Genomic DNA, 26,261 nt, shown 5'->3' on the forward strand with positions numbered 1-26,261 from the left:
CCAGGACTGGGGATTAGGAGAGAATAAGCGCTAGTGATAATGCGCCGAGGATTTGGCAACCGGGGAGCATTCTCGCTCGAGGGTATGTACCAAGTCGCGAAAAGTCTCGGCGTTTTGCTCGTTCATGCTCATCAATACCCGGTGAGCTTCCAGCACCTTTTCCCGCGCAGCACATTCGTCAGGACTATTACATACCAAAGGCGTGGTGGGTACGCTCATATCGTGGACCGTATCGCTGATTTCAACCAACGAATCAAAGCCCATAGCGTCCAATAGATGGCGGATACCCTTACCCGCAGAGAATACCAGCGGCTTGTCACAGCCCCGCTCCAGAGCGCGAATAGCAATCTTCGCCATCAGGCCGAGAGTCGTACTATCAACACCTTCTGCACCACCGAGATCAAATGCCACTCCGGCAAAATCACCCCGTGCAAACATGTTGTCGATAAAGCTATCAAATGAGGTACAAAGGTTGAGACGAACATCACCTACTAACTTGATGACGTATATGCCCTGGTGGGCCCCAACCATAATTTGCCCGGACTGCATAACAACCCCTGGCTCACCCGAATACACTTTTTGATAGAAGTGCAGGCGGATGGCAAAAGTTCACTGGTAGAGAACACAATAGCATTTGACGTTTTTGGCGCCTAGTGCAATTTTGTGCATAAAGTGGGCGGAGCTTACTCCTGACTATGCAGACTGACAAGTGCGATAAAGCACAAAATTCGACTTCATAGTCGAAGACTATCGATAGAAGTTTTAGGCATTACTGGCGGCCTAAAGTGAGAATCGTAATATCGTCCGGAAGGGCACCAAAAGTATCCATTTTTAGAGACTGACAGAGCCTGTTGAGTTCTCCCCCACTCTCTGAAATAGCCTGCAAAAGCTGGGCCTCTTTATCGAGCAGATCGCCCTGTAATAATTCAAGTACACCGTCGGAACAAGCGACCAGGCGCCAAGCGGGCGGCAGCTCAGCACGCATCACTTGCCAATCACCCCGTTCAAATATACCCAGGGGGCGCCCTTTTCCCGGCAACCAGTCTGCACCTGCCTCACTTACCAGGGCCGGCATAGGTATTTGCCCGGCGACGGCATAGTGCAACTGCCGGGCACTATTATCCACAACCCCGACAAACATACTGGCGTGCTTGCCCAATTTTGTGGATAACAACTCGCCATTGACCAGATTAAGGACATCCAACAAGTCATCACTGAGGGAATCCAGCTGGGCAAATAAGGGGCGCTCTCGCAAGCGATGCATAATACTGTGCTTAATCAGGGCAGTAACCAGCGCAGAAGAGACACCATGGCCCGACACATCGACCAGGTAAAAGGCTACAAAGCGCTCACCGAACAAGCCGTAATCAACAAAATCACCGCTCAGATACAGGGAGGGAACCAGCCGGTAGGATGCTTCCACGCCACTGGGGTAGTGATAGGGGGTACGGGGAAGTAAATGCTGTTGCAGTAAACGGCCAGCTTCCTGGTCTCTGCGCAGCAGCTCGACATGATCCCGCAGTTCACTGTTGCGACGCTCCAAGGTCACTTTATATTCGCGATTCTGCTTCGCCAGGTTTTCTTCACCGCTGATACGGCAGATCATACGATCAATAGCCGCTGCTTCTTCCAGGGGTTTAACCAGATAGTCTTTGGCTCCAAGGCGCATCGCTTGGAGTACATCATCGGCAGCGCTATCTGAGGCAATAATTACCGCAGCCACCTCTGGGGCTATGCGTTTTATCCGCCGCAACACCTCCAGCCCACTCATATCCGGCAAATAGCGATCAATCAATACGATATGGAAAGCGCCGGGGCTGAACTGGCCGATGCCATCTTCCCCGTTGTTGGCAACACTTACCTGGAAGCCAAAACGCGAAAGCGCCCCTCGCAAAAAATTGCGGGAGCGCTCATCGTCGGTAAGCACCAGGCTACTGGGGCCGGCCATATAAAGGCTCTAAAAAGTTATCTGCCCTAGGTGACAAATCAGTAGTCGGAAGCCTCTTCCACTTCACCCTGATCAATTGCCTCTGCGGCCTCTTCTTCGGTTTGAACATCCATTTCACCATCGACAATCAAATAGTCGCGGCGCTGCAGGTAAGCATCCCGCAAGAGTACATAGCGATCACCATGCAACAGGGACTCCGCTTGCAGCAGGCTGGCACGGCTCTGAATGATATCTGTACCCTTCAATGCATATTTGGTCGCGTCGTCATTTACATAGGTCAAGGGGTTGGTGTAGTAATCCACGACCCTGGCAGGGGTATCCCGTACAGTGGATGGACCCAGTAGCGGCAAAACCAGGTAGGGGCCAGAAGGCACACCCCAAACAGCCAAAGTCTGGCCAAAGTCCTCGCCATCACCCTGCTCGAGACCCATGTGCTGGGCAACATCCAGAATACCGACAATACCTACCGTGGAATTCACCAGGAAACGACCCGCGTCATTGCCCGCTTGGCCCCATTTACCCTGCAGAACATCATTAAAAGTATTGGTAACTTCGCGCAGATTGTCGAAAAAGTTGCTGACACCGTGCTGTACGAAAATCGGGGTAATTTGGCGATAGCTGACAGCGGCGGGCTTCAACACATAGCGATCTGCACCATCGTTGAAGGAGAATATGGCCCGATTAAAACCTTCCCAGGGGTCGCGAAGTGATAAATCTTCGCCCTCAGCACCACCAAATTCATCGGCAGGATCAAAGCCGTACTCATCCTCGAGAGACAGGCCCCCGTCATCGGCACTGGCATCCTCTGCTCCGCTGGTATCTACCGCAGCCGGGTTTTGAGCTGCACCACCAAACGGATCTTGTTGCGCTAGCGCCCCTACTGGAGTAACAGCTATCAGAGTTGCCATTAACCAGGGCGATAAAGTTTTGCTTCCAAGCACAACCCTGCTCCTCTTATATCAAACTAGTGAGACCAAGGATTCTAACGCCCTAATAATTCGTAAGCTACCCTCGGCAGCATAGCAGCTGGGATTTGCCAAAGATAAAGGAGTTTCAGGCAATCACAGGCTAAGCCTTTAAACCGGCAATAACCCCTTTATTCAGTAGTTTTTCTAATAAATCGGCACCAAAATCAAATAAGGAGTCACGACTAATATTGGGTAATTCCTGAGCCATCTGTTCCAATATTTGTAAGCCGGTGTAATCGCCCGCAGAGACCAACTGCAGCAATCTGGCGGTGACGGCATTGATCTCCATAAAATTCACTTTGTCGGAACGATCCCGGTAAACGAAAAGGAACGTCGGTACCTCCGGCGGCTCTTGGGGCTGAAAATCCGGCCCCAACCGATGCACTGGGTAGCAATAGCTGAGGCTCCAGACCAGGGGGGAAACTACAGGAACTTGCTGTAAAACATTCCCCTCTATCGCCAGCCCTTCCGGTAATTCCACATCACTGACATCTAAAGCCAACTCCACCCACTCGTAGTGGGCAAGCTCCAACAGGAACGGAGGATCTTGTGGTTGCTCTCCCCGTTCGTTCTGTAAATATGAGAGAAACTCTTCACTGATCTGCAAAAAATACGGGCTAACGGATGTATGTTTGTGCACAAAATCACGCACCATTTGATGCCAGTTTTCGTCGCTATAAAGACTGCGCAATACCGGGAATCCACTGGCAACAAAGGACTCAATATTGTTGTAAATCAAATCTCGATAAATAGCGACACGCCGGTCCTCAATTTCTGCCGGCGGCGCAACTTGATCCGGTGCGCGCAAATGGGCAGCAAAGTCCCGCTGCACACTTTTGAATGTCTCGGGCTTATCGACGACTGAGGACATAATTCTCTTCCACCTGGTGACTGGCCTGAATGGTTTTAATATGTCCTACTTCTTCGAGTAATTTGGGAATCGGCGGAATATTAAAATCCCGCTCAAGTAGCGTCGGCATCACACCGTGAATATCGTAGGCGCGATCGAGTAGCTCCCACACAGGATCAATAACCGGTGCACCATGGGTGTCCACCTTTAAATCCTCTGCCTCATCATAGTGCCCGGCAATATGTACGTAGCGAATTCTTTCAGTAGGTAGTGCAGATAGAAAGTCCAGCGCATCGTAGCGGTGGTTAATCGAGTTTACATAAATATTGTTCACGTCCAGAAGCAAATCACAATCGGCCTCTTCCAGCACCGCATTTAAAAAAGCCAGTTCAGTCATCTCCTGGCCCGGCGCCGCATAGTAGGAGACATTCTCCATTGCAATCCGTTCTTCCAGTGCGTCCTGGACCATACGGATTCGCTCGGCAACATACATCACCGCTTCTTGCGTAAAGGGAATGGGCAATAAATCGTACAGATGGCCGTGATCTGAGCAATAACTCAAGTGCTCACTGTAACCGCGAATATTGTGTTGCTTGATAAATTTTTTAATGGCTGCAACCAATTCCATATCCAATGGTTCTGGTGCACCAATCGAGAGAGATAAACCGTGAAGTAAAAAGGGAAAACGCTCTGTATATTCCTTAAACCAGCGCCCATAGCGACCGCCAACACCAATCCAATTCTCAGGTGCTACTTCCAGAAAATCTACGGCATCTGTATCAAGGTTTTCACCCATCATTGACCGGCGCAATCCAAACCCAGCGCCTTCTATGGAAAACTCGCGCAACACTTTCAGGTCTCACTTTTTTCAGCGATCAATAAAAAACAGGGTGGATCGCTAAAGCGTATCCACCCTCTTTGAGTACAGCGAAAAATTACCCGCCACACTTACCTTCGCCGCACTTACCTTCTTTTTTCTTGCCTTCGCCGCACTTACCTTCGCCGCACTTGCCTTCTTTTTTCTTACCTTCGCCACACTTGCCTTCGCCGCACTTACCCTCTTTCTTTTTATCATCACCGTCGTGATCAGCCAGCGCCACGTTGTAGCCTGAGCTCAGGTCTGCTGCGGCAAAGGGGTTAGCATTGCTGTTGGCAGCAGATACATTCATAGCGGCAGTGGCGATAAACGCTGCGCCAACTGCGGCGGCTACAGGGGAAAGGTGCTTCTTGTTCATAGTGAATCTCCTAACTAGGTGTCCTTAGCAATAAAAAGTACAAGAGACTTTTTTCCACTCCGCAGAAGTATAATGCTGCGAAACAAAAATCAGTCATTGAATAGAACCCGCCACAAAATAACCGGTATCAAGGGGTCATTCTGGGCTCCAGGCCTGCTTTCAGTACTTCTGTCGGGCTCTCCATCAAATTCTTACACTTGATCAAAATTTTTTTTGTGATCTCTTTTCCATAGAGAAAATCAACCAAGCAAACCTTTCCCATCAATTTCTGCCCATGACTTGCTTAAGCGCTTGGATGACACCGGCATCAGGGTTTTTAGAGTCTGCGCGAATAAGGAAACACGAAATTCCTCCAACATCCAGCGAAACTCACGCAATTCTGCCTCTGCAGAGAGTTCTCTGGGTGAATATTTCTCCACTTGCGCCAAGTAAGGCTCCGCCGCCTTCTGGTATTCAACTTGCAGTTTTCGGTCACGGTAAGGGTCGAGAGCGGCCTTTTCCAAGCGCATTGCAATCGCCTTCAGATAGCGGCCGTACTGGCGCAGCCATGACAGCGGAGTATCAAACAGGCAGCCTCGGTAGAAGAGCCCAGCCAGTTGCTGCTGGATATCCCCCACTGCCATTGAGACCGCCAGGTTTTTCTGCTGTTTGATTTGTTTGCGCAGTGGCACCAGCTGAGCCAGGGCCTTGACCAACAGATCACCAATCTCTTGGGCCACCCCCACCAAGTCACCGTCATTTCCCAAAGCGGCCAGGAATTCAGCTTCGGTGCGCGGCAACTCCTCTTTGGGCCAGAAAACTTCGCGCACGGCTGCCATCAGGATGTCGTCAGCTACCTCCTCACGGCGCCCCAGATCCGCTGCAGAAAGCCCCAGCTCCTTACCTCGCAACAGCTCTTTGCGCAGATACTTCACCTTCTCCGGCAAGTGCAACAGAGCCAAACGACAAATACCGGCGCGAGTAAGCCTGCGAGCCTCACTGGGGTTATCCAGTAGCTTCAGGGAAACACTGTCTTTTCCTTCAACCAGCGCGGGGTAAGCCCGCACCTTGAGCCCACCCTGGTTGAGGGTGTGGGTCTCTGGAAGATTACCGAAGTCCCAGCGGGAAATACCCTCCCGCTCAAAACTGTCGCCAGCTGTTGCCAGCCCCTGCTGTACCCGATCCCGGTAGCGCGCCTGCAATAGGGCCAAATCCCGATCTTGATCCAGCAATTTACCGACTTCATCCATCACCTGGATATTGAAACGGTAATAATCTTCCAGGGCCTGTTCCGCAGACTCCCATGCCTCATCTGGCAGCTGCTGCGCTGTCTGGCGCTTCAGCTCCAGAGCCAACGACTGCCACAATGGGGTATTGTCTGCACGCAGTCGGGGCAAAGCCTTATCTATCGCAGCCGGCACTGGCACAAAATATTTACGCCACTGCTTGGGCAGGGCTTTTACCAGAGCGATGCACTTGTCCCGCAAGATGCCCGGCACCAACCAGGAGAGGCGAGCTGCCGGCACCTGGTGCAGTGCTGCAACCGGCACCTGTATACTGACGCCATCATCCACACTGCCAGGCTCAAAGTGATAGCTGAGCGGATAGACAATACCGCCCGCCTGCAACTCATTAGGGAATTGGGCCTCTCCCACATGATCGGCACTCTGCTGCATCAATAAGTCGCGGGGAATAAACAGCAGCTGTGTATCGCTGGATTCCGCTTTCTTGCGCCAGTGCTCAAATCCAGCCAGGTTGACGATATCCGCCGGGATACGCTCATCAAAGAAACGGTACACCACTTCATCATCCACCAGAATATCCCGGCGACGGGATTTGGCTTCCAGCTCTTCCAGGGACTTCAACAGGTCGAGATAGTGCTTATAAAATCGGCCCTTACCGCGATAGCGTTGCTCCACCAGCGCCTGGCGAATAAACACTTCCCGAGAAGTTTGCGGGTCCAGTTTGCCGTAGGGAATTCGGCGTTTTTCCACCAGCACCAAACCGTAAAGGGAGACCTTCTCAAAGGCCATTACCTGCCCGGAGCGAGCGTCAAAATGGGGTTCAAAATAATTGCGCTTAACCAGGTGCTGCGCGGCGGCCAATATCCACTCGGGCTCGACCTTGGCTACGGTATGGGCGAACAGGCGGCTGGTCTCCAGTAACTGGGCAGACACCACCCAGCGGGGAGGTTTTTTAAATTGACCGGAGCCTGGGAAAATATGGAAACGACGATTGCGGCAGCCGTTAAACTCCTTGTTTTCATCCCGCGCGCCAATATTGCCCAGCAATCCCACCACGATGGCTCGGTGTATCGCTTCGTATTCCGCCGGCTCTTTGTTTTCTTTAACTTCAAGATCGCGACAGGCCACACGCAGCTGGTGGTGGATATCTCTCCACTCGCGCATACGCAGCCAGGACAGGAAGTTTTTCTGGCACCATTTGCGCAACTGATTTTGACTCAGTTCCTGACGCTGGACTTCAAAGGCATCCCATAGCTGAACGAAGGATAAAAAATCCGATTGTTCATGCTGCCACTGGCGATGTTTTTCATCCGCAGCCTGGCGTTTTTCTGCCGGGCGCTCGCGCGGGTCCTGCACGGCCAGAGCGGCGACAATAATCAAGAGCTCCCGCGCACTGCCATTCTCTGCCCCCGCCAATAACATGCGGCTCAGGCGCGGGTCCAAAGGCAACCTTGATAGGGATCGCCCCAATTTAGTGACCCGGCCCTGCTCATCTACCGCCTGTAATTCCTGCAGCAATTTATAGCCGTCATTAATCAGTCGTGGGTCCGGCGGATCGACAAATGGAAACTCGCGGATATCACCGATACGCAGCTGTAACATTTGCAGAATGACTGCTGCCAGATTCGTACGCAGAATTTCCGCATCGGTAAATTCCGGGCGCTGCTCAAAATCCCGCTCTTCATACAAGCGCACACAAACACCGGCGCTGACACGGCCACAGCGACCGGCACGCTGGTTGGCGCTGGCCTGGGAAACCGGCTCTATAGGCAGCCGCTGAATTTTACTGCGGTAGCTGTAGCGGCTCACTCGTGCAGTACCCGGGTCGATCACATAACGGATACCGGGCACGGTAATAGAGGTCTCTGCCACATTGGTAGCGAGTACAATGCGACGGCCTTTATGGCCGTGGAAAACTTTGGCTTGCTCCGCAAGGCTCAAGCGGGCATACAAGGGCAGCACTTCCAATTGCGCCATCTGTGCATCGCGCAAAGCCTTGGCGCACTCGCGAATTTCCCGCTCACCGCTCATAAATACCAGGATATCCCCACCGCGCCGGCTGCTGGACTTTTCCTCGTGCAGCAATTCCTCCACAGCAGTGACCACCTGCTCGTTGAGATCTGCATCCGTATCCGCTGCGGGGCGATAGTGAACTTCTACCGGGTAGGTACGACCGGAAACCTCGATAATCGGCGCATCGTCAAAATGCCGGGAAAATTTTTCCAGGTCGATGGTGGCCGAGGTAATTATCAGTTTCAGGTCAGGGCGCTTGGGCAGTATGGTTTTCAAATAGCCCAATAGAAAGTCAATATTAAGGCTGCGCTCATGGGCCTCATCAATAATCAGCGTATCGTATTTATTTAACAGGGGATCGCGCTGAATTTCAGCCAGCAGGATACCGTCTGTCATCAGTTTGACGTGGGTATGCTCGGTACTGTGGTCGGTAAAGCGTACCTGGTAACCGACGGACTCTCCCAGTGGCTGCCCCAGCTCCTCAGCAATTCGATTGGCTACAGTGCGCGCAGCAATCCTGCGCGGCTGGGTGTGGCCGATTTGGCCGTAAATTCCCCGGCCCAGTGACAGGCAAATTTTTGGCAACTGAGTGGTTTTACCAGAACCGGTTTCACCGGCAATCACTACAACCTGATTTTTCTCGATCTGCTCGGCGATTTCCTCCCGCCGCGCTACCACTGGCAAAGACTCCGGCCACTGCACTTCTGGCAACTTGCGCCGGCGCTCCTCCACCAGGGTCTCAGACGCTTGGAGCTGCTGCTCCAATTGGGCCAACATGCGATCTACCGGCTTGCCCTCTTTCTGGCGCCGGCGCACATTTTTGACAGTCCTGCGCAACCCATAGCGGTCACGCCCCATGGTCGCGGAGATTCGGGCCTGCAGCGCCCCAAGTACTTTTTCTGCTTCGGTGTGACTCATAATTCGTACAGCAATGGCAAACGCGGGATTATACCCCCTGAGCACCGCAGGGCTATCAAACCTTATTGTGGCGCTCATCTATACTGGTGCGAATAGCACTTCTTCTGAGGGGCACGGCCTTTACTGCTGGTGCAATTCCTCAGGGTCATACCTTGCGAGCAGTACTATGCAAGAGATCAAGCCCAAGCCCCCCGCCAGCGCAGGCCAGCTATTTGGCCACCCCAAAGGACTCTTCCTGTTGTTTGGTACTGAGATGTGGGAACGTCTCAGCTACTACGGCATGCGTGGTATTTTTGTCTTCTACCTGACCTCTACAGCGACTGCCGCAGTCTTCGGCTGGGAACAACTGACCGATACCGAATTGCAATCCAAAGCCCTCAGCTACCTGGGCTGGTATGCAATGCTGGTCTACCTAACCCCCATTATCGGCGGTTGGATGGCAGATAATCGCTGGGGCCAGCGCCGCTGTATTATGTTCGGCGGCACCTTGATGATGCTGGGGCAGTTCGCCCTGGGATTCCCCCACGGTTGGCTGCCAAATGGCAGCCAAATTTATATGCTATGGATCGGGTTGGCATTGCTGATTATCGGCAACGGTTTCTTCAAGCCAAATATCTCTACCATGGTCGGGGACCTTTACGAGGAAGGTGACCACCGCCGGGATACCGCCTTTACCATTTTTTATATGGGCATCAACCTGGGCTCTATCCTCGGTTACCTACTGGTGGGCTGGATTGGGGAAAAGGTGGATTACCAGCTGGCCTTTATCGTCGCTGGCCTTGGCATGTTAGCCGGCCTAATCCTGCAGATGACCCAAGCCAAGCGCTACCTGGGAGAAATCGGTGTAGAACCTTCTGCGCACCTGGAACTGAAAGACAAGAAAGATGAGGACGTCGATAAGCGCCGCCCGCTGACTCAAGAGGAGCGAGACCGCATCAAAGTTATTTTGGTTTTGGGCGTGTTTATCGTGATTTTTTGGGCCGGCTTTGAGCAGGCTGCCGGCTCAATGAACTTATTCGCCAAATATCGAACCGACCTGAATGTGCTGGGGTGGGAGATTCCCGCCAGTTGGCTGCAGATGGTAAACCCTCTGTTTATTATTATCCTCGCGCCGATTATGGCCAGTATCTGGGTAGGCATGGGGGGTCGGGAGCCCAGCTCACCGGCCAAATTCAGTTTGGGACTGGTTTTTCTCGGCGTGGGATTCTTATCCATGTGCGGTGCCGCCCTGCAAATTGGCGATTCAGAGACCATTAAAGCGAGTATTTGGTGGCTGGTATTTGCCTATATTTTCCACACCATTGGCGAACTTTGCCTATCGCCAATTGGGCTCTCTGTTGTAACTAAATTATCTCCGCTGCGCTATTTATCCCTGATGATGGGGCTTTGGTTTGCCTTTATTGGTATTGCCAACAAAGGAGCGGCAGAGATCGGTAAACTCGTCGGTGTATCCGGTCCACTCGCAACCTTTGGCGGAGTAGCCCTGGCCGCAATTATTGCCGGAATTATCCTGTACTTTATTCGCGAGAAACTGGTGGACTGGATGCACGGTGCAGAAGAGGTTCATGTAAAGGTGGGCGAAACCACCAAGGAGGAACTGAGCATCACCGCCGATCACGACGGTGTACCGCCGAAGCATTTTAGCGGTAATGACAAATAAGGGAGCCAACCCATAAAAGGCGTATTTTGCGAGCACGGACCTCGCTCTTTAACGTTATCAGATTCCGGACCGCTAACAGGCGTACGTTTAGCGGTCAAAGATCTCTTTCAATTGAAAGGGGAGAAAAATACGGCAGGCAGCCCCGAGTGGTTCAATACTCACCCTCCTGCCAATAAAACCGCACTTAGCTTGCAGCAATTACTGGAGGCCGGCTCAACCTTTACTGGGTTTACTCACCTTGATGAACTCGCCTACAGCATGCAGGGGAGTAATTTACACTACGGTTCTGCCGACAACCCTAAACTGCCCGGCTATTTTTGTGGGGGTTCCTCTATGGGATCGGCCGCCGCCGTGGCCTCAGGAACAGCCGATATTGGCTTAGGCACCGACACCGGCGGATCGGTGAGGGTACCTGCAAGCTATTGTGGTTTATTCGGCATTCGAACCAGTCACTCACTTATTCCTACCGACGGTGTTATCGGTTTAGCACCCTGCTTTGATACTGTCGGTTGGTTTAGTCAAACTCCTTCATTACTTGTAGACGTCGGCAAAATTCTAATCCCGTCACAGCATTTATCCGCAAATAAAGTAACCCGCCTGGTTACTTGCCCCGAGATAAGTCAACTGGCAGATACGCCCATTCAATCAGCAATCCAGGAATTTATTCCTACATTAAATAATCAATTTCCTATCTGCGAGATTAAACACCTACCTGACATTGAATTACTGGGTGAACTGGCGGATGTATTCAGAATTTTGCAGGGCCGCGCCATCGCCAACACCCACGGAGACTGGTTGCGAAAATACCGGCCGGTATTTTCAGAGGACATCGCCACAAGAATTACTATGGCCCTATCAATTACCGATGATGAGATATCCTGGGCCAACGAAAAACGACAGCGGTGGTGCAAGTTGATGGAAACGTTACTACCGGACAACAATAGCGTTTTACTAGTGCCAACCACCCCCACAACCGCAATTAAGAAAGGGACCGATAGTGAACCCAGAAAAGTACAAACAAATCGCCAGCGACTATTGGGTTTAACCGCTATTGCAGGGCTTTGGGGCGCCCCCCAGTGTCATCTGCCGTTGTTTTCTATCGTAGAAAATGGGATTAATACTGGGGGAAAAGAGATAGAGAAACCCAGTGGCTTCTCATTGATAATGACTCCACGAAGCGATTTTTCGCTTCTCTCTCTAGTTGAGCAACTAACGAAACCCCACGAATAGCAGGTAGCACCTAAGGTGCTACCTGAAAAAGCGATCAGCTTTTTAACGCCCTTTAACCAAATAAGCGATGGCTCGATCCAACCCCTCCAGGGTCATCGGATACATATGCCCGTCCACCAGTCTCTGGGTCATACCGATACTGGGAGTATATTGCCAGTACTCCTCTCCTACAGGATTCAACCAGATCAGGTTACTGTAGGTATCGGTAACACGCTCCATCCAGGCCGCACCGGGCTCTTCATTCATATGTTCGACACTGCCGAAACGACTGGTAATTTCGTAGGGCGCCATAGACGCATCGCCGACAAAAATTACTTTGTAGTCCTTGCCATAGGTGCGCAGTATTTCCAGCAGCGAGGTATTTTCGCTATAGCGCCGCTGGTTGTCTTTCCACACATGCTCGTAAACAAAATTGTGGAAATAAAAATATTCGAGATGCTTGAACTCGGAACGACAGGCGGAGAACAGTTCTTCACAGACGCGCACATAGGGGTCCATAGAGCCCCCTACATCGAAGAAGATCAGCACCTTAATCGCATTATGTCGCTCCGGCACCATTTGAATATCCAGTAACCCGGCGTTGCGTGCAGTAGAGGAAATGGTGTTATCCAGATCCAGTTCCTCTGCGGCACCGGTGCGGGCAAATTTGCGCAGCTTGCGCAGAGCCACCTGGATATTGCGGGTGCCCAGACTGATACTGTCATCCAGATTTTTAAACTGGCGCTTCTCCCAAACCTTTGACGCCGAGCGATTGCGTCCCTTACCACCCACACGGATACCGCCGGGATGATAACCACTATTGCCAAACGGGCTGGTGCCGCCAGTACCAATCCAGCGATTACCACCGCTGTGACGCTTCTTCTGCTCCTCTAGACGCTTTTTAAATTCCTCCAGTAGTTTTTCCAAGCCACCGAGGCTTTGCACCTGGGCCTTTTCCTCTTCGGTCAGCTGCTTCATAAATTCTGCACGCAGCCAGTCCTCGGGAATCATTTGTTCGACAATGTCGTCGAGGGTCTCAAGGTCCTTAAAATAGGCGTCGAAAGCGCGATCAAATTTATCGAAGTGCTTCTCGTCCTTGACGAGGCAAACGCGGGCAAGGAAGTAAAATTCCTCAAGGTCGGCAAATACCAGGCGCTGCTGTAATGCCTCAAGCAGGGCCAGCAGTTCGGTGATGGTTACCGGTAATTTATAGCGGCGTAAATTCTGGAAAAAGCCAATCAGCATAATAATTCGCAGTCAGCACAGGGAAAAATAATACCCGGTTAAACCGGGCCGAAATCACCGAGGACAACCTAAGCCCTCGGTGACATTAACCAACACAGTTTAGCGATTATCGCGACGGGCCATAAACGCCAGGCGCTCCAGCATATGGACATCCTGCTCGTTTTTCAGCAGGGCACCGTAGAGCGGCGGAATGGCATTGCTGCTATCGCTGTTTTTCAGGATCTCCCCGGGAATATCATCAGCCATCAACAGCTTGAGCCAATCGATCAGCTCAGAGGTAGAAGGCTTTTTCTTCAGGCCTGGAACCTCGCGCAGCTGGAAGAAAATATCCATTGCCTCGGCCACCAGCTGCCCTTTGATCCCTGGATAGTGCACATCGACAATTTTGCGCATAGTGTCACGATCGGGGAAGCTGATGTAATGGAAAAAGCAGCGGCGCAAAAAGGCGTCCGGCAACTCTTTCTCATTATTGGAAGTGATAATTACGATGGGGCGCTGCTTGGCCTTGATGGTTTCGCCAGTCTCATAGACAAAGAACTCCATACGATCCAGCTCAACCAGCAGGTCGTTGGGGAATTCGATATCCGCTTTATCGATTTCATCGATCAGCAGCACCACACGCTCTTCTGCCGCAAAGGCCTCCCAAAGCTTACCGCGCTTAATGTAGTTGCCAATATCGTGAACCTTATCCACGCCCAGCTGGGAGTCCCGCAGGCGGGATACCGCGTCGTACTCGTACAGGCCCTGCTGGGCTTTGGTGGTGGATTTAATATGCCACTGAATCAGCTTTAGTCCGAGGCTCTCTGCTACCTGCTCGGCGAGCAGTGTTTTGCCGGTGCCAGGCTCACCCTTGATCAATAGTGGGCGCTGCAGGGTAACGGCCGCATTCACCGCCATCTGCAAGTCGTCGGTCGCTACATAGCTTTCGGTACCGGTAAACTTCATAACTGCTCCAATCCTGTCGTCGAGGCTAACTATCTCTTTTAGCGAATGATAATTGAACAACAGGTTGGGGGCGAGGCGGTAACGCTCAATTTGGATGACCAGCTTGCGCTGGGGAAATTTGCCAGTCCCGCAGGGCGAGCCTTGAAAGTACGCGTGGGCTTACCGAAGCAGCCTAGGCCATCTGGGTACTGCGGCGGTGTACAACCTGGCGACCTTTGCCGGTGATATACCAGCGGATGCCCAGGTGACTATGAATTTTCCCGACCATCTCCAGCACCAGCAAGCTATTCAAGGCGCGGGCTATAGAATTGGTTTCCATACCGCTGTCCTGCACCATGCCGGAAAGAGACCGAAATACACACTCCCCGGTATTTAACAAATGCAGTACCTGTAGGGCATTGTCATCCAATTTACGAATCTGATTGAAATCGATGGTCGGCCCCTGCTCGGGATCGCCCTCAATTTCATGCTCCAATAGGGGCATCATTTCCAACTGCATGGTGCGCAGTTCCTGCTCCATATTTTCTACTCGGGCACGGGCAATACTGGCGTCGCGCAACTGGCGCCGCGCGGCGTTAAACACGAACATACGGGACGCAATTGCAGCGAGCAGGCAGTAACCGGTAAAAATCAACAAGCGCGAGGGGTCACCCTGGATTTCTATCAACAAGTCACTCTGGGTGAATTTAAGGAATATCGGCACCATCAAGGCGCCACACAGCCCCATAATCAGGCAACGTGCGAGCCCCGCTGGATCTTCTTCGGTGAACAGCATTTGATAGTAATTGACCAGCCCACCCAAAATGCCCGAAACCAGCATTACTGCAGTCAATATAAGCAGGTGATCGAGCATCAGTATTCCTCAGCCATTCGGCTCTCACTGCCAATCCGGGCAAGTGGGTATTGAACTGAATATTTCACTCTATTCACGACTGCCCTTGCCCTCTTCCCCTAATTAGGTGCGAGGTATTTCCCACATGCCGGATACAGCCGCCTCTTGTTGTTACTGGATACCTTGCAGAAAAGTGACACTGCTTTTACATTGTTTTGCATTGCGCCACAGCGGGAACCAGCTTAATAGATATAGCAGCTGTCATTGACTGGGGTTGTCGGTCTAAAGGGTTTTAACGCCTTTGATACGAGCAACCGAGTGAAGGCCTGGATATAGGCGTCGAGGAGGGACGATGGCTGCGCAAGTGAATAAAAGTGCAACAAAAAATACTGGGGGAATGGCTACCATGCCCTCAGGCATGGCAGCCATGTCTTGGGTTATTGCTCGTTAAAGTAGGGATCTTCATCAAAGCGACGACGCCTGTCCCGGCGAAATCTCATCAGCAAGCTGACAATCCCCCAAACAACCATGATCGCCAGGGCTCCACCCGAAGCGAATATCAAATTGGTAGTGACCTCTGGCGCCGCTCCATTTTCTTCAAACAGCGTTTGATAAACAAATAGCGGCAACACCGGCACAGCAACTGACTCCGCTACAGAGGTCTTTGCCGGTGCCAACAACACTGCCGCAGCCACTAAGAGTAGAGTCTGGCGCACCCAGCTCCATCGCCAATTGCGCATAAACCACCAGCCCGCCAACAGCATAACCAGTGTTGAAGCGGCGTACACCATCCAGGCAAATTGGAAATCTTCTGTCATTCTCTCACTCTACTTTCTGGCACACCGATCCAATATCGGGCAAATATGCCAGGGTCCTTTACATCGTCACTCGCTCGGAACCGGCATATTTACGCCGCTTCGCAGACAAGCACTGCCAGCGATAATTAATTCGAAGAATCGAATTAATTATGCGCAATATTCAAAGGCGTTCACAGGTCGCAGTTCCCGTTTGCAATCAACCTTGTTCAACCCAAGAGACAATATGATCCTCCATATCGTCTGGATGAACCGACTCTTCACTGACAACGCGCCCACGCACCGATATCCCCGCCCGATGTACGGATTCCGGGTCTCCCGATACCAATGGGTGCCAGTCTGCAAGAGGGCGCCCTTCCGCAAGACTGCGGTATGCGCAGGTGAGCGGCAACCAATCGAATTCGGCAATATCCTCTATACGCAACTGAATGCATCCGGGGACATGGGCTTTGCGCTGGCTGTACTTGCTGCACTGGCAGGAATGGGTATCCAACAGGCGGCAGGCCACATTAGTGAGGTAGACCTCACCCGTATCCTCATCCTCCAAACTGTGCAGACAGCAGCGACCACAACCGTCACAAAGCTGCTCCCACTCGGATCGACTCATTTGCTCCAGCGTTTTCCGCCGCCAAAAAGGCTCCTGTGCCATTTAGCTCGACTCAGCGTTGCAACTTGCTGTTCTTCAGCGCGATTTCACTCATTTCGGAATCGGCTATTGGCGGCATCTGTAAGTAATAGCCGCGAGTACGCACCTCTTTGAGCAACTTGTCCGCCTCTGCACGGGCCAGCTTTTTGTCCGGCGTCACCAACATCGTAGTGACGTGCTGCGGCTTGCCGAAAAGCTCCAGTAGATTTTTGGGAACCCTCGCAGTGCCCTCGCGCTTATCCACGTACAGATACATTTCGTCTTTATTTGGACTGCGATAAATATCGCATAAAACTTTCACTTCAATTCCTCTTTACGCAATTGTTTCAGAGCTTCGAGCAAAGGATGGCCAATCACATCGGCCCGCCACCCTCTGAGCCGCCCCTCTAACTCGGGTCGACGGGCCTGGACCAGAGCTTCGAGCTCTTTTTTGCGAATTAATATTTCGGCAGGCAACCCGGCCCGCTCGGCAATAGACACCATCTCAAGCCGCAGTTGCTTGAGGATCTCTCCCTGCTGCCGGTTGAGAGGCTGCTGCATTCGCGCAGGTGGATCGCTTCTCTCGCAGGCTTGGGCAACGATCTTTAACAAAGCTTCGCCGTGCTCACGCAGAGCTCGCCCTTCCATACCCAGTTGGCCCAAGGCACCTCTGTGCCGAGGCAACTGTTGGGCCAGGCCGAGACAGATATTCTCTTTTAACAGGTGATTGCGCGGCATATTCAGCGCCCTGGCCTGCTTTTCGCGCCAGGCACACACATCCTGTAGCACTGCCAGTTGTTTACTGCGCAGGCGCCAGGCACCTTTCACTTTTTGGTAGTAAATCTCAGGCGGGTTCGGGTTTCGAGCCGCAACCACCAATGATGCACAGTCTTCCTGCAACCACTCCAGGCGCCCCTTCCCATTGAGGTCCTTTACCAGTACGCCGTAGAGTACCGGCAACCAAGCGACATCGAGGGCGGCATAGGTTTTCTGTGCATCGCTGAGAGGTCTCTGCAGCCAGTCCGAGCGGGTTTCACTCTTGGGCAATTCAATATGCAGTAGCTGGTTAACTGTCGCCGCATAACCTAAGCCCGCTCCCATACCACAGATCGCAGCGGCAATTTGGGTATCAAAAATGGGCTCGGGGATCACCCCTAGCAAGCGCTCCAGGGTTTCCAGGTCCTCACTACAACTGTGCATGATTTTAGTGACAGCGGTATCGAGCAAGAGGTCGCGAAGCGGCTGTAACTCCTCAATCGCCAAATTGTCGATCAGGTAGCAGTGTTTTCCATCACCTACCTGGACCAGCGCCGGCTGGGGATAAAAAGTACGGCTGCGCATGAACTCGGTATCCAGGGCTACCGCACTCTGCTTGCGCCATTCTGCACACAACTCTACCAGCTGCTCGTAACTGTCGACCCAGCGTGGAGTGGTATCTATTTCTGTCATCGATATCACTCAACTGCCAGAAAAAAATGCGGTTCGACTATTAAAGGCGTGGGCGAGAGTGCCGCCATCGATATATTCCAGCTCTCCGCCGATGGGCACACCGTGGGCAATCCGACTCACCGTCACCCCCTGGGCACGAGCTCTCTCCGCGATGTACTGCGCAGTAGCTTCACCTTCTACCGTAGGGTTAGTGGCGACAATAAGTTCGCGCAACTGCTCAGTAGCGAGCCTCTGCTCCAGCAAGTCGATCCCCAGGTCCCCCGGGCCAATGCCATCAATGGGCGAGAGATGCCCATGCAGGACAAAGTAGCGACCGTGGTAATTACCGGCCTGCTCAATAGCCAGAACATCAGCGGGCGTCTCAACCACGCACAATGAGTCCTGCTCGCGCCGGCTATTGCTACACAATGAGCAAACGGGCTCCTCTGTCAGGGTGCGACACTGCCCACAGCGCCCCACTTGTTCCACCGCTCGCGCCAAACTCTGGGCCAGCAGGGAGGCAGCTTCCCGGTCTTTCTCCAACAGGTACATCGCCATGCGCTGCGCGGATTTGGGGCCCACACTGGGCAGACAGCGGAGCGCGCGGATCAGCTCTTCAATCAGGGGACTAAACATACAAACTCAAAACCAGTGGATGGCCACTTCTTAAAAGGGGAACTTAAAGCCTTCAGGCAAATTGATACCTGAAGTCAGGTCTCCCATCCCCTGCTTTTGCAGTTCCTGTGTTTTTTCCTCTACACGGCGCACAGCGTCGTTGACCGCAGCGGCCAGCAGGTCTTCCAGCATTTCCTTCTCTTCGGTCATCAGGGAGGGATCAATTTCCACAGATACCACATCGTGGCGACCATTCATCGTCACCTTGACCATACCCGCCCCAGACTCACCGCAGATGCGCAGCTCAGTCAGGTCCTGCTGCATCTTCTGCATTTTTTCCTGCATATCGGCCTGCATTTTCTGGGCCTGCTGCATCAAATCGCCCAAACCTTTCATAGGTAACCTCTATCTTGTGCATGTGGTCCCGGAATAAACCGGGCCCTAATTGTCATTAATCTTCTACTACTAGTGATTCTACGGAGCCCGGCACCAGTTCCGCACTCAATTCTGTCTGTAATTCTTGAACCAGCGGGTCAGCGACCAGTGCATCCTGGGCAGCTTCAAGCCGCGCTTGGCGAGTAGCTGCGACTAACCGGGCGGGAGTACTCCCATGTACCTGCCCTACTTGTATCTGCGCTACCACAGGCTGTTGGAAGAAGTCAGCCAGAGAGTCCCCCAGACGCCGCTGGTGAACTTCGTCGTAGAGGCTGCTGTAGGATTCATCCAGGGTGAACGAGAGTATATTGTCCTGCCTGCCCACCATCTCCAAGTGCTGGGCAATGGAGTGCAAAATACCGGTAATACCCAGCTGTCCATACATTACCGGCCAACTGCCAGGCGTTAATGCTTCCAAACGCCCTTTTGGCACTTCCTGACCCCGGCTTTCTGCCGGAGCCTCTCGCGAGGTACTCACCGTACTTTGTGGTACTGGTTGCTGTAGTGCCGGCGCCGACTCCACTTCCGCAACTCGCTGGCGCAGCTCGGCCAGGACATCTTTACGCTGGGGACGCTCTTCTGCCACTCCCTGGACAGGGGGCGGGCTTGTAATTTGCTCCGGCTGAGCCTCCGTCGCTGGCTCACTGATCATTTCAGTTGGGGCTGCCGGCTCTGCCTCTCGCTGCTCTGTCTGATGTTTAAACGGCTGCAGGCCTTCCACTGCCTGCGAGGGAGTTAGATCAACCGCTGTAACAGCCTGCGGCTGTGCCGCTTCAGGCTTTTTTGCCGGACTGACCTCCGGTACTTCTGGTGCTATAGGAGCCTGAGGCTGTAGCGCTTCTGGAGCCGGTGCTGGCGAAACGGGTTCGGAAGCCGATGGCAGTGGCGAACGGGGAATATCCGCAACACCCTGGGGGCGGAAGGCCAGCATCCGCAGCAGAGCCATTTCAAAGCCACTGCGCTGATCCGGGGCCAAAGGCAGGTCACGCCGGGCCAGCAGGGCCATCTGGTAATACAACTGCACATTTTCCGGGGCGATACGCCCAGCTAAATTTCTCAGTCGCTCACCATCACCCAGGGAATTATCGATAGATTGAGGCAACACCTGGGCCACTGCAATGCGGTGCAGGTTGTCGGCGAGTTCTGCCAGCGCAGCACTGTAATCAGGGGCCTGCTGAGACAACTCAGCAACTGTGGCAAATAAAGCCTGTGCGTCCTCTTCAGACAAGGCTTGCAGCAGCTTCCACACCAAGCCGGTATCGATACTGCCCAGCATACCGCGCACTTCTGCCTCGGTAATTTGCCCCCCACCAAATGCGATGGCCTGGTCAGTAAGACTCATCCCATCTCGCATACTGCCATCTGCCGCGCGACCGAGGTGCCACAGAGCGCCCTCTTCAAAAGGGACCTTTTCCTGCTCCAACACAAACTTCAAGTGCCCCACAACCCGCTCGGGGCTCATATTCTTCAGCTTGAACTGGAGACAGCGGGACAGCACGGTAACCGGCAACTTCTGCGGATCAGTCGTCGCCAGTAGAAACTTCACATGGGGAGGTGGTTCTTCGAGGGTTTTTAACAGTGCGTTAAACGAGCTGTTCGACAACATATGGACTTCATCGATCAGGTAAACCTTGAAGCGGCCCCGGGTCGGTGCGTACTGCACGTTCTCAAGCAGTTCACGAGTATCTTCGACCTTGGTACGCGAGGCTGCATCCACTTCGATCAGGTCGACAAAACGGCCATCGGCAATCTCATTGCAAGTGTGGCACTGGCCACAGGGTTCAGAACTAACTCCCTCTTCACAATTCAGACACTTGGCCAGGATTCGTGCAATCGTGGTTTTACCCACACCACGGGTACCGGCAAAGAGGTAGGCGTGATGCAAGCGACCATTATCCAGGGCGTTGATCAACGCCTGGAGAACATGCTCCTGTCCCACCATCTCGCGAAACAGCTTCGGCCGCCACTTCCGTGCCAGTACTTGATAACTCATTCAATCTCCGGTGCTCGACACACCTCTGCAAGGTCTTATTGTCTGCGCCTGTGGCGCGGCCGCCATTATACCGGCATCCATCGCCAGGCATAGAGAATCGAAGAGTGTGACCAGTCAAGTTCTATCGTACCTCTCGTAGCGAAACCAATGCTTGTGATATAACTGTGCGCCAGCTCGCACTAAGAACAATCAGTCCATAACTACAGCGAGCAGGGTACGGGGATCACGATCAGTAATGAATAAGGCCAGGAAGACGCTTCTTGAAAGGCTGTTTACCGAGCACGGACAGGCCTTGGTACGCTTTGTCTCTCGCATTGTAAAAAGCCCTGACGATGCCGAGGATATCGCCCAACACGCCTATCTACGCCTGCAAAAACTCAGCGATGAAAAGGAACTCGAGAATCCACGGGCCTACCTCTACCAGATTGCCAACAACCTTGCTGTGGACCAGCTGCGTCGGGGCAAGCTGCATGTAGAGTACGTAAGCCAGCAGATCCCCATGGAGGGTGAGCCTTACACCGACGACCATGCGGACCATCAGTCACCAGAAAGGTTGCTGGCAGCCCGCCAGCAACTACAGTCCATCTACGAAACCATGGACAAGCTACCCCTAAAGTGCCGCCAGGCCTTTCTATTACATAGGACCCGGGGCCTTTCCTATAGCGAGATAGCTAAGGAGATGAATATCTCCGTGAGTAGTGTGGAAAAGTATATTTTGCAGGCTTTGAAAGCGTGTCGTAAGAAGGTAACTCCTGAAAGGTGACCTTCAGTCAGTTGCGCCACTTGTGACATATATCCTTAAAATAACGATAAAAAAAGATGAACCACCGGTATTCACACCTTAACAACAACTCCACAAAATTATTTGAGGGGGGGAGCTGTTCAGTCGTCTCAGCTTCGAAGGGCCGAATTGAGTAAACCTAAATACTCTACATACAACAGAACATTTTACTGCAATTCAGTAAAAACTCGTTGGAATTATTTTTTTACTCAGAGGTCCGTGCAGTAAAGGTTGCACAAATTGAGAGACTTTGAGTAATATGCCGCCTTTAGTATCAAAGTACTAAGTTAATTTTCGCAAATCCAAGGTGCTAGAGCAGCCATGAAGAGTAACCCTAAGCAAGCATTAAGTGAAGAAAGCCTGGATCAGGCTTGCGCTTGGGTTGCTCGTTTGCGCTCTGACTCGATCACATCTAGCGACCGCCACCAGTTCAAGAAATGGATTTCCCAAGACGAGAATCAGTTGGCTTTTGCCGAAATCACTGAACTCTGGGGAGACCTGGGTGCCTTATCTCACCTACCGGTAGATACATTGTTCCCAGAAAGCATTCCCTCTCCGCAAAATAATGCTGCCGTATGCTCCGCATCCACCGAAAATGCACAGGGGCAACAAAGCTCAAAGCAATGGACATTGCCGCAGTGGCTTATGGGCGGAGGGCTAGCAACCTGTGGAGCAATAGTTGCCTTATGGGTTGGATATCAGGGTATGGGCGGCGAACTCAAAGCTCAAATATATGCGACCGAACGCGGACAAATACAAACTATAAATCTGTCCGACGGCTCAGAAGTAAAACTGAACTCAAATAGTGAACTGCGGGTAATCTATAACCGCAATGAGCGTCGCACGGAGTTAGTTCGCGGTGAAGCCTTCTTCGAAGTGGCAAGACAAACTTCTCGCCCCTTTACTGTTACCGCCGGCAGCGCCAACATCCGCGTATTGGGGACTGAATTTAACGTTGAACTTAACCCAGAGAACACAAGAGTATCCGTAACCGAAGGCACAGTCTCAGTTAGTGAGACCGATAGCGCCCCCGGCTTGGAACCCGAATCAGTACAACTGGTCAAGAACGAGAAAGTCAGCGTTTCTGAAAGAGGCCTCAGCCCAATTGGCCAAACATCACCGGAAGAAGCTACCGACTGGACAAAAGGACTACTAGTCTTTGAAAAAACCCCACTTAAGGATGCTTTAACCGAGTTAAATCGCTATTTAGCGGTTCCAGTTGCCGCCTCTCCCCAAGTAGAGGGCAAATTAGTCACAGGAACCTTCGAGATCTCCGATCCAGACAGCACCTTGAAAGCTATCGCTACTGCGCTCGATTTGCACGAAGACCACAGCGACTCCAACCTGACTATCTTGTCTCCCGCACATAACTAGGTTATAACCGTCATCACGGCGGTTATATATTAGGCAAGCAAAATAAGCCCGCCCAGAATCTAAGAAGAACTATCAGTTTGCTGCATTTTGACATGCTGCATGTATTTGAATGGGCACCTCATTGACACCTAGGCACTGGATAACAATATCCCTTGTGTTAGCGCTCTGCTCCCCTAGCGCTACCTACGCCCTATGTCCAGAATCAGGAATCAAAATCCCAAAAGGGAACCTCTCTAAAGCCCTGATATCACTGGGCCAGCAGTGCAAAATATCATTACTTGTGAAAGCCTCATCGGCGACTAGATTTCAAGTTAGCAAGCAAACTTTACACAGCCCTGAAGGCCAGTTTGAACCAGCGCTAGAAGAACTACTTTCAGGGATCCCCCTATCCTTTAAAAAAGTTGGCCCATCATCTGTAGCAATTATTAAATCCCCTGAACAGGCTACCCCCGTCCCAATGGAAATGGGTGTCGCGCAAACTGAAGAGGTGACCGTCACCGGTCAAAGCCTGACAGGAAGTCATTTACGCCACTTCCAATCAGAAGGGTACCTTCCGGTTGACCGACTTTCGCGGGAACAGTTGGAAATGACTGGCGCCCAAACTGTCGCCGACTTGCTTAAGTTTCTACCTGCTATTTCTGGCAACTCCACAAGCACTTCAGTAAGCCTGGAGAGCGATGGCACCGCGACGGTCTCGCTACGTGGCCTACCTGCTAACAGCACCCTTGTTCTCCTCAACGGCAGGCGCATCATTAGCGACGGATTCAATGGGGAGGCAACAGACCTAAACACCATCCCTTTAGCTCTTGTTGAAAGGGTAGAAATTCTCAAAGACGGCGCCTCAGCTGTTTATGGGTCCGATGCGATTGCAGGGGTTGTGAACATCATCCTGCAAACCGACTTTGAGGGACTCTCAATAAAAAGCTATTACGGACAGGCTTCGCAAGGCGACCGGCAGAGCGAATCCCACCACTTAACTTGGGGGTGGAGGGGAGATCACTCCCATGTAATGGTTAATCTGGCCCAGAAGCGCCAAGGAAAAGTAATGAGCCGAGACAGAGGGCTCTCCAACTCAGCAGACAGCCGCGCAATTGGTGGCACCGATCAGCGGTCATCTGCTATCCCGGGGGGGTTTATCGCCCTGGAAAGAAATGAGGTATTGACCAATCTCTCACCCGGGATATATCAGCAATGGTCACCTGACGATAAATTTGACTACAGTGACTACACCTCAGCAATAACTCCCACGCAAAGCGACTCAATATACATAGCGGGTAGTCTAGATATCGGTGATAACGCGCAAGCTTTTTCTGAGATCATGGGAGTTCGATCCAGTGGGGAGTCAACGTCTGCCCCGACCCCGGTATTTACACGCTTTGACAATGGTGACCTAACAATATCAGCCGACAATATTTACAACACTTTTAATCAAGAGGTTTACGACGTTCGCAGGCGCGTTATTGAGCTTGGCCCACGGACACAGAACAACCGAACAAACACCTGGAGATTTAATACTGGGGTAAAAGGCTTCTGGGACGAATGGCAGTGGGAGCTGGGTGCTTCGATCCATAAGACCCGCAAGAAAGAGACATTAAACAATGTAATAGATCCCTTCGCACTATCTCTAGGCCTCAAAGGGCCAGACCTTTGTAATGCCACAACATCCTGTGTGGCGGTCAACCTTCTTGGCCCCAGCGGTAGTATCGACGCAGAACAATTGGATTTTATTCGGGGGAAAAGCGTTACGATCAGCAATTCACGAATGACCTCCCTCACATTCATAACCGACGGCATCATCAAGAAAATATCGGCGGGAAATGTTCTGGCTGCAGCAGGTGTTGAATTAAGGCGGGAAAATGTAAACCTTCACTCAAATGATAATTTCGGAATGTCATTTATTGGAGGGCATGCACCCGGGTCAACTGAGGGAACCCGACTCGTCAAAGAAGCCTTCGCGGAACTATCTATCCCACTAATCTCTGAAAAATTATGGCTGGATGGAGCTATCAGAAGCTCCCATTACGATGATTTTGGGAGTACCAGCAACCCAAAACTAGCCTTGCGATGGAAACCCACCTCATCCTTACTTGTGCGAAGCAGCTATACTAGGGGATTCAGGGCACCGACCTTGACAGATATGAATCAGCAGGGCTACCAAACCCAAGAATTCCTGTTCGATCCCTGCTCAAGCTCAAATGCAGATAATCTGCCCGGCTGCCGATTTCAATCTGATAGCTCCCGGATACAATATTTAACCGAATTTAGCGGAAATTCAGATCTTTCACCCGAAACATCCCGCACAATCTCTCTCGGAGTAACATGGGAGCCACTCCAAATCCCCGACTTTAAAGCTAAATTTGACCTCTATGATATAGATGAAAACCAAGTAATCGGCACCAACCCCCAATTCTTATTGGATCAAAATGCCTACTACAACCTTTATACCGATTTAGTCATACGCGACCAGAGTGGTGACATTACCAAAATTTATGCTTCCCGCATAAATCAAGGAAGCCGAGAGATCCTCGGATATGATGCAGCTTTTCGTTATAACCTTCCGTTGAACAGTGATAAGAAGCTACAACTGGCTTTGAACATCAGCAAAATGCTTCACTACCTGAATCAGAGCTCCCCCAATTCAGTCAAAGAAGACCTATCCGGCACTTTCACAGATACTTCCGTCGGCGGCCTAGGATCACTACCAAAATGGAAAGCCAATGCTGGGGCCTATTTAAATATAGGGGCTTGGGATGCCGGCTATACCATGCATTACGTCGATAATCTAAAAGAAACCTTCACCAATCTAGATGGCACAACCGAAAACCGCAGTATCAGCAGCTGGTCATCCCACGACATCCAGATTGCCTATGCCTCGAATTCTCGGTTGAGATTTTCTTTCGGCATCAATAATTTATTTGGCCGCTCTCCACCTTTTGCATCAACAGCCGAGAGTAATAATCACGATTACCTAACCTATGACCTCACAGGTCGATTTTTTTACGGAAGTTTTTCTCTTAGTCTCTAGGCTTAACCATTCTACTCCAACCTCTCTTGCAGCTCCTCGCACCCCCAAAGCGCTCAAAAATAAAGCAGGTAGGCCGATAAGCAAACATCAGCCAACCTATCAAACCTGACAATACGCAGTATCA

The 26,261-nt window shown here is 51.9% G+C and carries 22 protein-coding genes; 5 read left to right on the plus strand and 17 right to left on the minus strand.

Annotated elements, in window-relative coordinates; translation table 11 throughout:
- Positions 1–30: 30 nt before the first annotated feature.
- From ACJJIN_RS13800 to hrpA, 7 genes are all read right to left on the minus strand, one after another.
- The gene (locus tag ACJJIN_RS13800) at positions 31–549 is read right to left on the minus strand and encodes an STAS domain-containing protein (protein WP_282934161.1); all 519 of its coding nucleotides are present in this window, start codon (positions 547–549) and stop codon (positions 31–33) included.
- 220 nt (positions 550–769) lie between these two features.
- Positions 770–1,948 (minus strand): PP2C family protein-serine/threonine phosphatase, encoded by a 1,179-nt coding sequence (locus tag ACJJIN_RS13805; RefSeq protein WP_444895110.1) that lies wholly within the window; start codon positions 1,946–1,948, stop codon positions 770–772.
- A gap of 38 nt (positions 1,949–1,986) precedes the next feature.
- A complete protein-coding gene (locus ACJJIN_RS13810) occupies positions 1,987–2,889 on the minus strand; it encodes an MlaA family lipoprotein (protein ID WP_413664483.1) in 903 nt (300 codons plus the stop codon).
- A gap of 127 nt (positions 2,890–3,016) precedes the next feature.
- Positions 3,017–3,787 (minus strand): HvfC family RiPP maturation protein, encoded by a 771-nt coding sequence (locus ACJJIN_RS13815; RefSeq protein WP_444895111.1) that lies wholly within the window; start codon positions 3,785–3,787, stop codon positions 3,017–3,019.
- Positions 3,768–4,616 carry an HvfB family MNIO-type RiPP peptide maturase gene (locus ACJJIN_RS13820; protein WP_444895112.1) on the minus strand — a complete coding sequence of 283 codons (849 nt, stop codon included), beginning with the start codon at positions 4,614–4,616 and terminating at the stop codon, positions 3,768–3,770. The genes ACJJIN_RS13815 and ACJJIN_RS13820 overlap by 20 nt, the downstream gene beginning before the upstream one ends.
- 85 nt (positions 4,617–4,701) lie before the next feature.
- Positions 4,702–5,001 (minus strand): HvfA family oxazolone/thioamide-modified RiPP metallophore, encoded by a 300-nt coding sequence (locus ACJJIN_RS13825; RefSeq protein ID WP_108731896.1) that lies wholly within the window; start codon positions 4,999–5,001, stop codon positions 4,702–4,704.
- 239 nt (positions 5,002–5,240) lie between these two features.
- The gene (hrpA, locus tag ACJJIN_RS13830) at positions 5,241–9,155 is read right to left on the minus strand and encodes an ATP-dependent RNA helicase HrpA (protein WP_444895113.1); all 3,915 of its coding nucleotides are present in this window, start codon (positions 9,153–9,155) and stop codon (positions 5,241–5,243) included.
- A gap of 166 nt (positions 9,156–9,321) precedes the next feature.
- Here hrpA and ACJJIN_RS13835 point away from each other — a divergent pair, with 166 nt between their 5' ends.
- Entirely contained in the window at positions 9,322–10,815 is a 1,494-nt protein-coding gene (locus ACJJIN_RS13835; protein WP_444895114.1) for a peptide MFS transporter, read from the plus strand.
- A gap of 12 nt (positions 10,816–10,827) precedes the next feature.
- Positions 10,828–12,045, plus strand: coding sequence for an amidase family protein (locus ACJJIN_RS13840; RefSeq protein WP_444898258.1), 1,218 nt, complete (start codon positions 10,828–10,830; stop codon positions 12,043–12,045).
- Positions 12,046–12,087: 42 nt separating this feature from the next.
- On the opposite strand, the gene ACJJIN_RS13845 is transcribed toward ACJJIN_RS13840, so the two are convergent.
- The 10 genes from ACJJIN_RS13845 to dnaX form a co-directional block, all read right to left on the minus strand.
- Positions 12,088–13,269 (minus strand): vWA domain-containing protein, encoded by a 1,182-nt coding sequence (locus ACJJIN_RS13845; RefSeq protein ID WP_108731893.1) that lies wholly within the window; start codon positions 13,267–13,269, stop codon positions 12,088–12,090.
- A gap of 99 nt (positions 13,270–13,368) precedes the next feature.
- Positions 13,369–14,214, minus strand: coding sequence for an AAA family ATPase (locus ACJJIN_RS13850; RefSeq protein WP_444895115.1), 846 nt, complete (start codon positions 14,212–14,214; stop codon positions 13,369–13,371).
- Positions 14,215–14,386: 172 nt separating this feature from the next.
- Positions 14,387–15,067 (minus strand): YEATS-associated helix-containing protein, encoded by a 681-nt coding sequence (locus ACJJIN_RS13855; protein WP_108731891.1) that lies wholly within the window; start codon positions 15,065–15,067, stop codon positions 14,387–14,389.
- A gap of 416 nt (positions 15,068–15,483) precedes the next feature.
- On the minus strand, positions 15,484–15,864 hold the full coding sequence (locus ACJJIN_RS13860; protein ID WP_282934168.1) for a hypothetical protein: 381 nt from the start codon (positions 15,862–15,864) through the stop codon (positions 15,484–15,486).
- Between the two features lie 196 nt (positions 15,865–16,060).
- On the minus strand, positions 16,061–16,510 hold the full coding sequence (locus tag ACJJIN_RS13865) for a YcgN family cysteine cluster protein (RefSeq protein WP_444895116.1): 450 nt from the start codon (positions 16,508–16,510) through the stop codon (positions 16,061–16,063).
- A 10-nt stretch (positions 16,511–16,520) separates the two neighbouring features.
- Positions 16,521–16,808, minus strand: a complete 288-nt coding sequence (locus ACJJIN_RS13870; RefSeq protein WP_444892840.1) for a YcgL domain-containing protein — start codon at positions 16,806–16,808, stop codon at positions 16,521–16,523.
- Positions 16,805–17,935, minus strand: coding sequence for a ribonuclease D (rnd, locus tag ACJJIN_RS13875; RefSeq protein ID WP_444895117.1), 1,131 nt, complete (start codon positions 17,933–17,935; stop codon positions 16,805–16,807). The genes ACJJIN_RS13870 and rnd overlap by 4 nt, the downstream gene beginning before the upstream one ends.
- A gap of 9 nt (positions 17,936–17,944) precedes the next feature.
- Positions 17,945–18,550, minus strand: a complete 606-nt coding sequence (gene recR / locus ACJJIN_RS13880) for a recombination mediator RecR (protein ID WP_282934172.1) — start codon at positions 18,548–18,550, stop codon at positions 17,945–17,947.
- A 30-nt stretch (positions 18,551–18,580) separates the two neighbouring features.
- The gene (locus ACJJIN_RS13885) at positions 18,581–18,925 is read right to left on the minus strand and encodes a YbaB/EbfC family nucleoid-associated protein (protein WP_444895118.1); all 345 of its coding nucleotides are present in this window, start codon (positions 18,923–18,925) and stop codon (positions 18,581–18,583) included.
- A 55-nt stretch (positions 18,926–18,980) separates the two neighbouring features.
- Complete coding sequence (dnaX, locus tag ACJJIN_RS13890) at positions 18,981–20,957, minus strand: DNA polymerase III subunit gamma/tau (RefSeq protein WP_444895119.1); 1,977 nt, start codon at positions 20,955–20,957, stop codon at positions 18,981–18,983.
- A gap of 235 nt (positions 20,958–21,192) precedes the next feature.
- Here dnaX and ACJJIN_RS13895 point away from each other — a divergent pair, with 235 nt between their 5' ends.
- The 3 genes from ACJJIN_RS13895 (at position 21,193) to ACJJIN_RS13905 (ending at position 26,137) form a co-directional block, all read left to right on the plus strand.
- The gene (locus tag ACJJIN_RS13895) at positions 21,193–21,720 is read left to right on the plus strand and encodes an RNA polymerase sigma factor (protein ID WP_413664471.1); all 528 of its coding nucleotides are present in this window, start codon (positions 21,193–21,195) and stop codon (positions 21,718–21,720) included.
- 339 nt (positions 21,721–22,059) lie between these two features.
- Positions 22,060–23,112: a FecR family protein gene (locus ACJJIN_RS13900; protein WP_444895120.1), complete on the plus strand. Its 1,053-nt coding sequence runs from the start codon at positions 22,060–22,062 to the stop codon at positions 23,110–23,112.
- A 457-nt stretch (positions 23,113–23,569) separates the two neighbouring features.
- On the plus strand, positions 23,570–26,137 hold the full coding sequence (locus ACJJIN_RS13905) for a TonB-dependent receptor (protein WP_444895121.1): 2,568 nt from the start codon (positions 23,570–23,572) through the stop codon (positions 26,135–26,137).
- Positions 26,138–26,261 lie beyond the last annotated feature (124 nt).

The sequence above is a fragment of the Microbulbifer maximicatervae (SeqCode) genome (assembly GCF_052467505.1).

Bases quoted from the DNA above. Each gene is read 5' to 3' on its own strand.
- ACJJIN_RS13895 (WP_413664471.1), top strand. From the start codon at position 21,193: ATGAATAAGGCCAGGAAGACGCTTCTTGAAAGGCTGTTTACCGAGCAC.
- ACJJIN_RS13800 (WP_282934161.1), bottom strand. From the start codon at position 549: ATGCAGTCCGGGCAAATTATGGTTGGGGCCCACCAGGGCATATACGTC.
- ACJJIN_RS13825 (WP_108731896.1), bottom strand. From the start codon at position 5,001: ATGAACAAGAAGCACCTTTCCCCTGTAGCCGCCGCAGTTGGCGCAGCG.
- rnd (WP_444895117.1), bottom strand. From the start codon at position 17,935: ATGACAGAAATAGATACCACTCCACGCTGGGTCGACAGTTACGAGCAG.
- ACJJIN_RS13860 (WP_282934168.1), bottom strand. From the start codon at position 15,864: ATGACAGAAGATTTCCAATTTGCCTGGATGGTGTACGCCGCTTCAACA.
- ACJJIN_RS13865 (WP_444895116.1), bottom strand. From the start codon at position 16,510: ATGGCACAGGAGCCTTTTTGGCGGCGGAAAACGCTGGAGCAAATGAGT.
- ACJJIN_RS13845 (WP_108731893.1), bottom strand. From the start codon at position 13,269: ATGCTGATTGGCTTTTTCCAGAATTTACGCCGCTATAAATTACCGGTA.
- ACJJIN_RS13885 (WP_444895118.1), bottom strand. From the start codon at position 18,925: ATGAAAGGTTTGGGCGATTTGATGCAGCAGGCCCAGAAAATGCAGGCC.
- recR (WP_282934172.1), bottom strand. From the start codon at position 18,550: ATGTTTAGTCCCCTGATTGAAGAGCTGATCCGCGCGCTCCGCTGTCTG.
- ACJJIN_RS13855 (WP_108731891.1), bottom strand. From the start codon at position 15,067: ATGCTCGATCACCTGCTTATATTGACTGCAGTAATGCTGGTTTCGGGC.
- ACJJIN_RS13835 (WP_444895114.1), top strand. From the start codon at position 9,322: ATGCAAGAGATCAAGCCCAAGCCCCCCGCCAGCGCAGGCCAGCTATTT.
- ACJJIN_RS13900 (WP_444895120.1), top strand. From the start codon at position 22,060: ATGAAGAGTAACCCTAAGCAAGCATTAAGTGAAGAAAGCCTGGATCAG.
- hrpA (WP_444895113.1), bottom strand. From the start codon at position 9,155: ATGAGTCACACCGAAGCAGAAAAAGTACTTGGGGCGCTGCAGGCCCGA.
- ACJJIN_RS13850 (WP_444895115.1), bottom strand. From the start codon at position 14,214: ATGAAGTTTACCGGTACCGAAAGCTATGTAGCGACCGACGACTTGCAG.
- ACJJIN_RS13805 (WP_444895110.1), bottom strand. From the start codon at position 1,948: ATGGCCGGCCCCAGTAGCCTGGTGCTTACCGACGATGAGCGCTCCCGC.
- ACJJIN_RS13905 (WP_444895121.1), top strand. From the start codon at position 23,570: ATGGAAATGGGTGTCGCGCAAACTGAAGAGGTGACCGTCACCGGTCAA.
- dnaX (WP_444895119.1), bottom strand. From the start codon at position 20,957: ATGAGTTATCAAGTACTGGCACGGAAGTGGCGGCCGAAGCTGTTTCGC.
- ACJJIN_RS13815 (WP_444895111.1), bottom strand. From the start codon at position 3,787: ATGTCCTCAGTCGTCGATAAGCCCGAGACATTCAAAAGTGTGCAGCGG.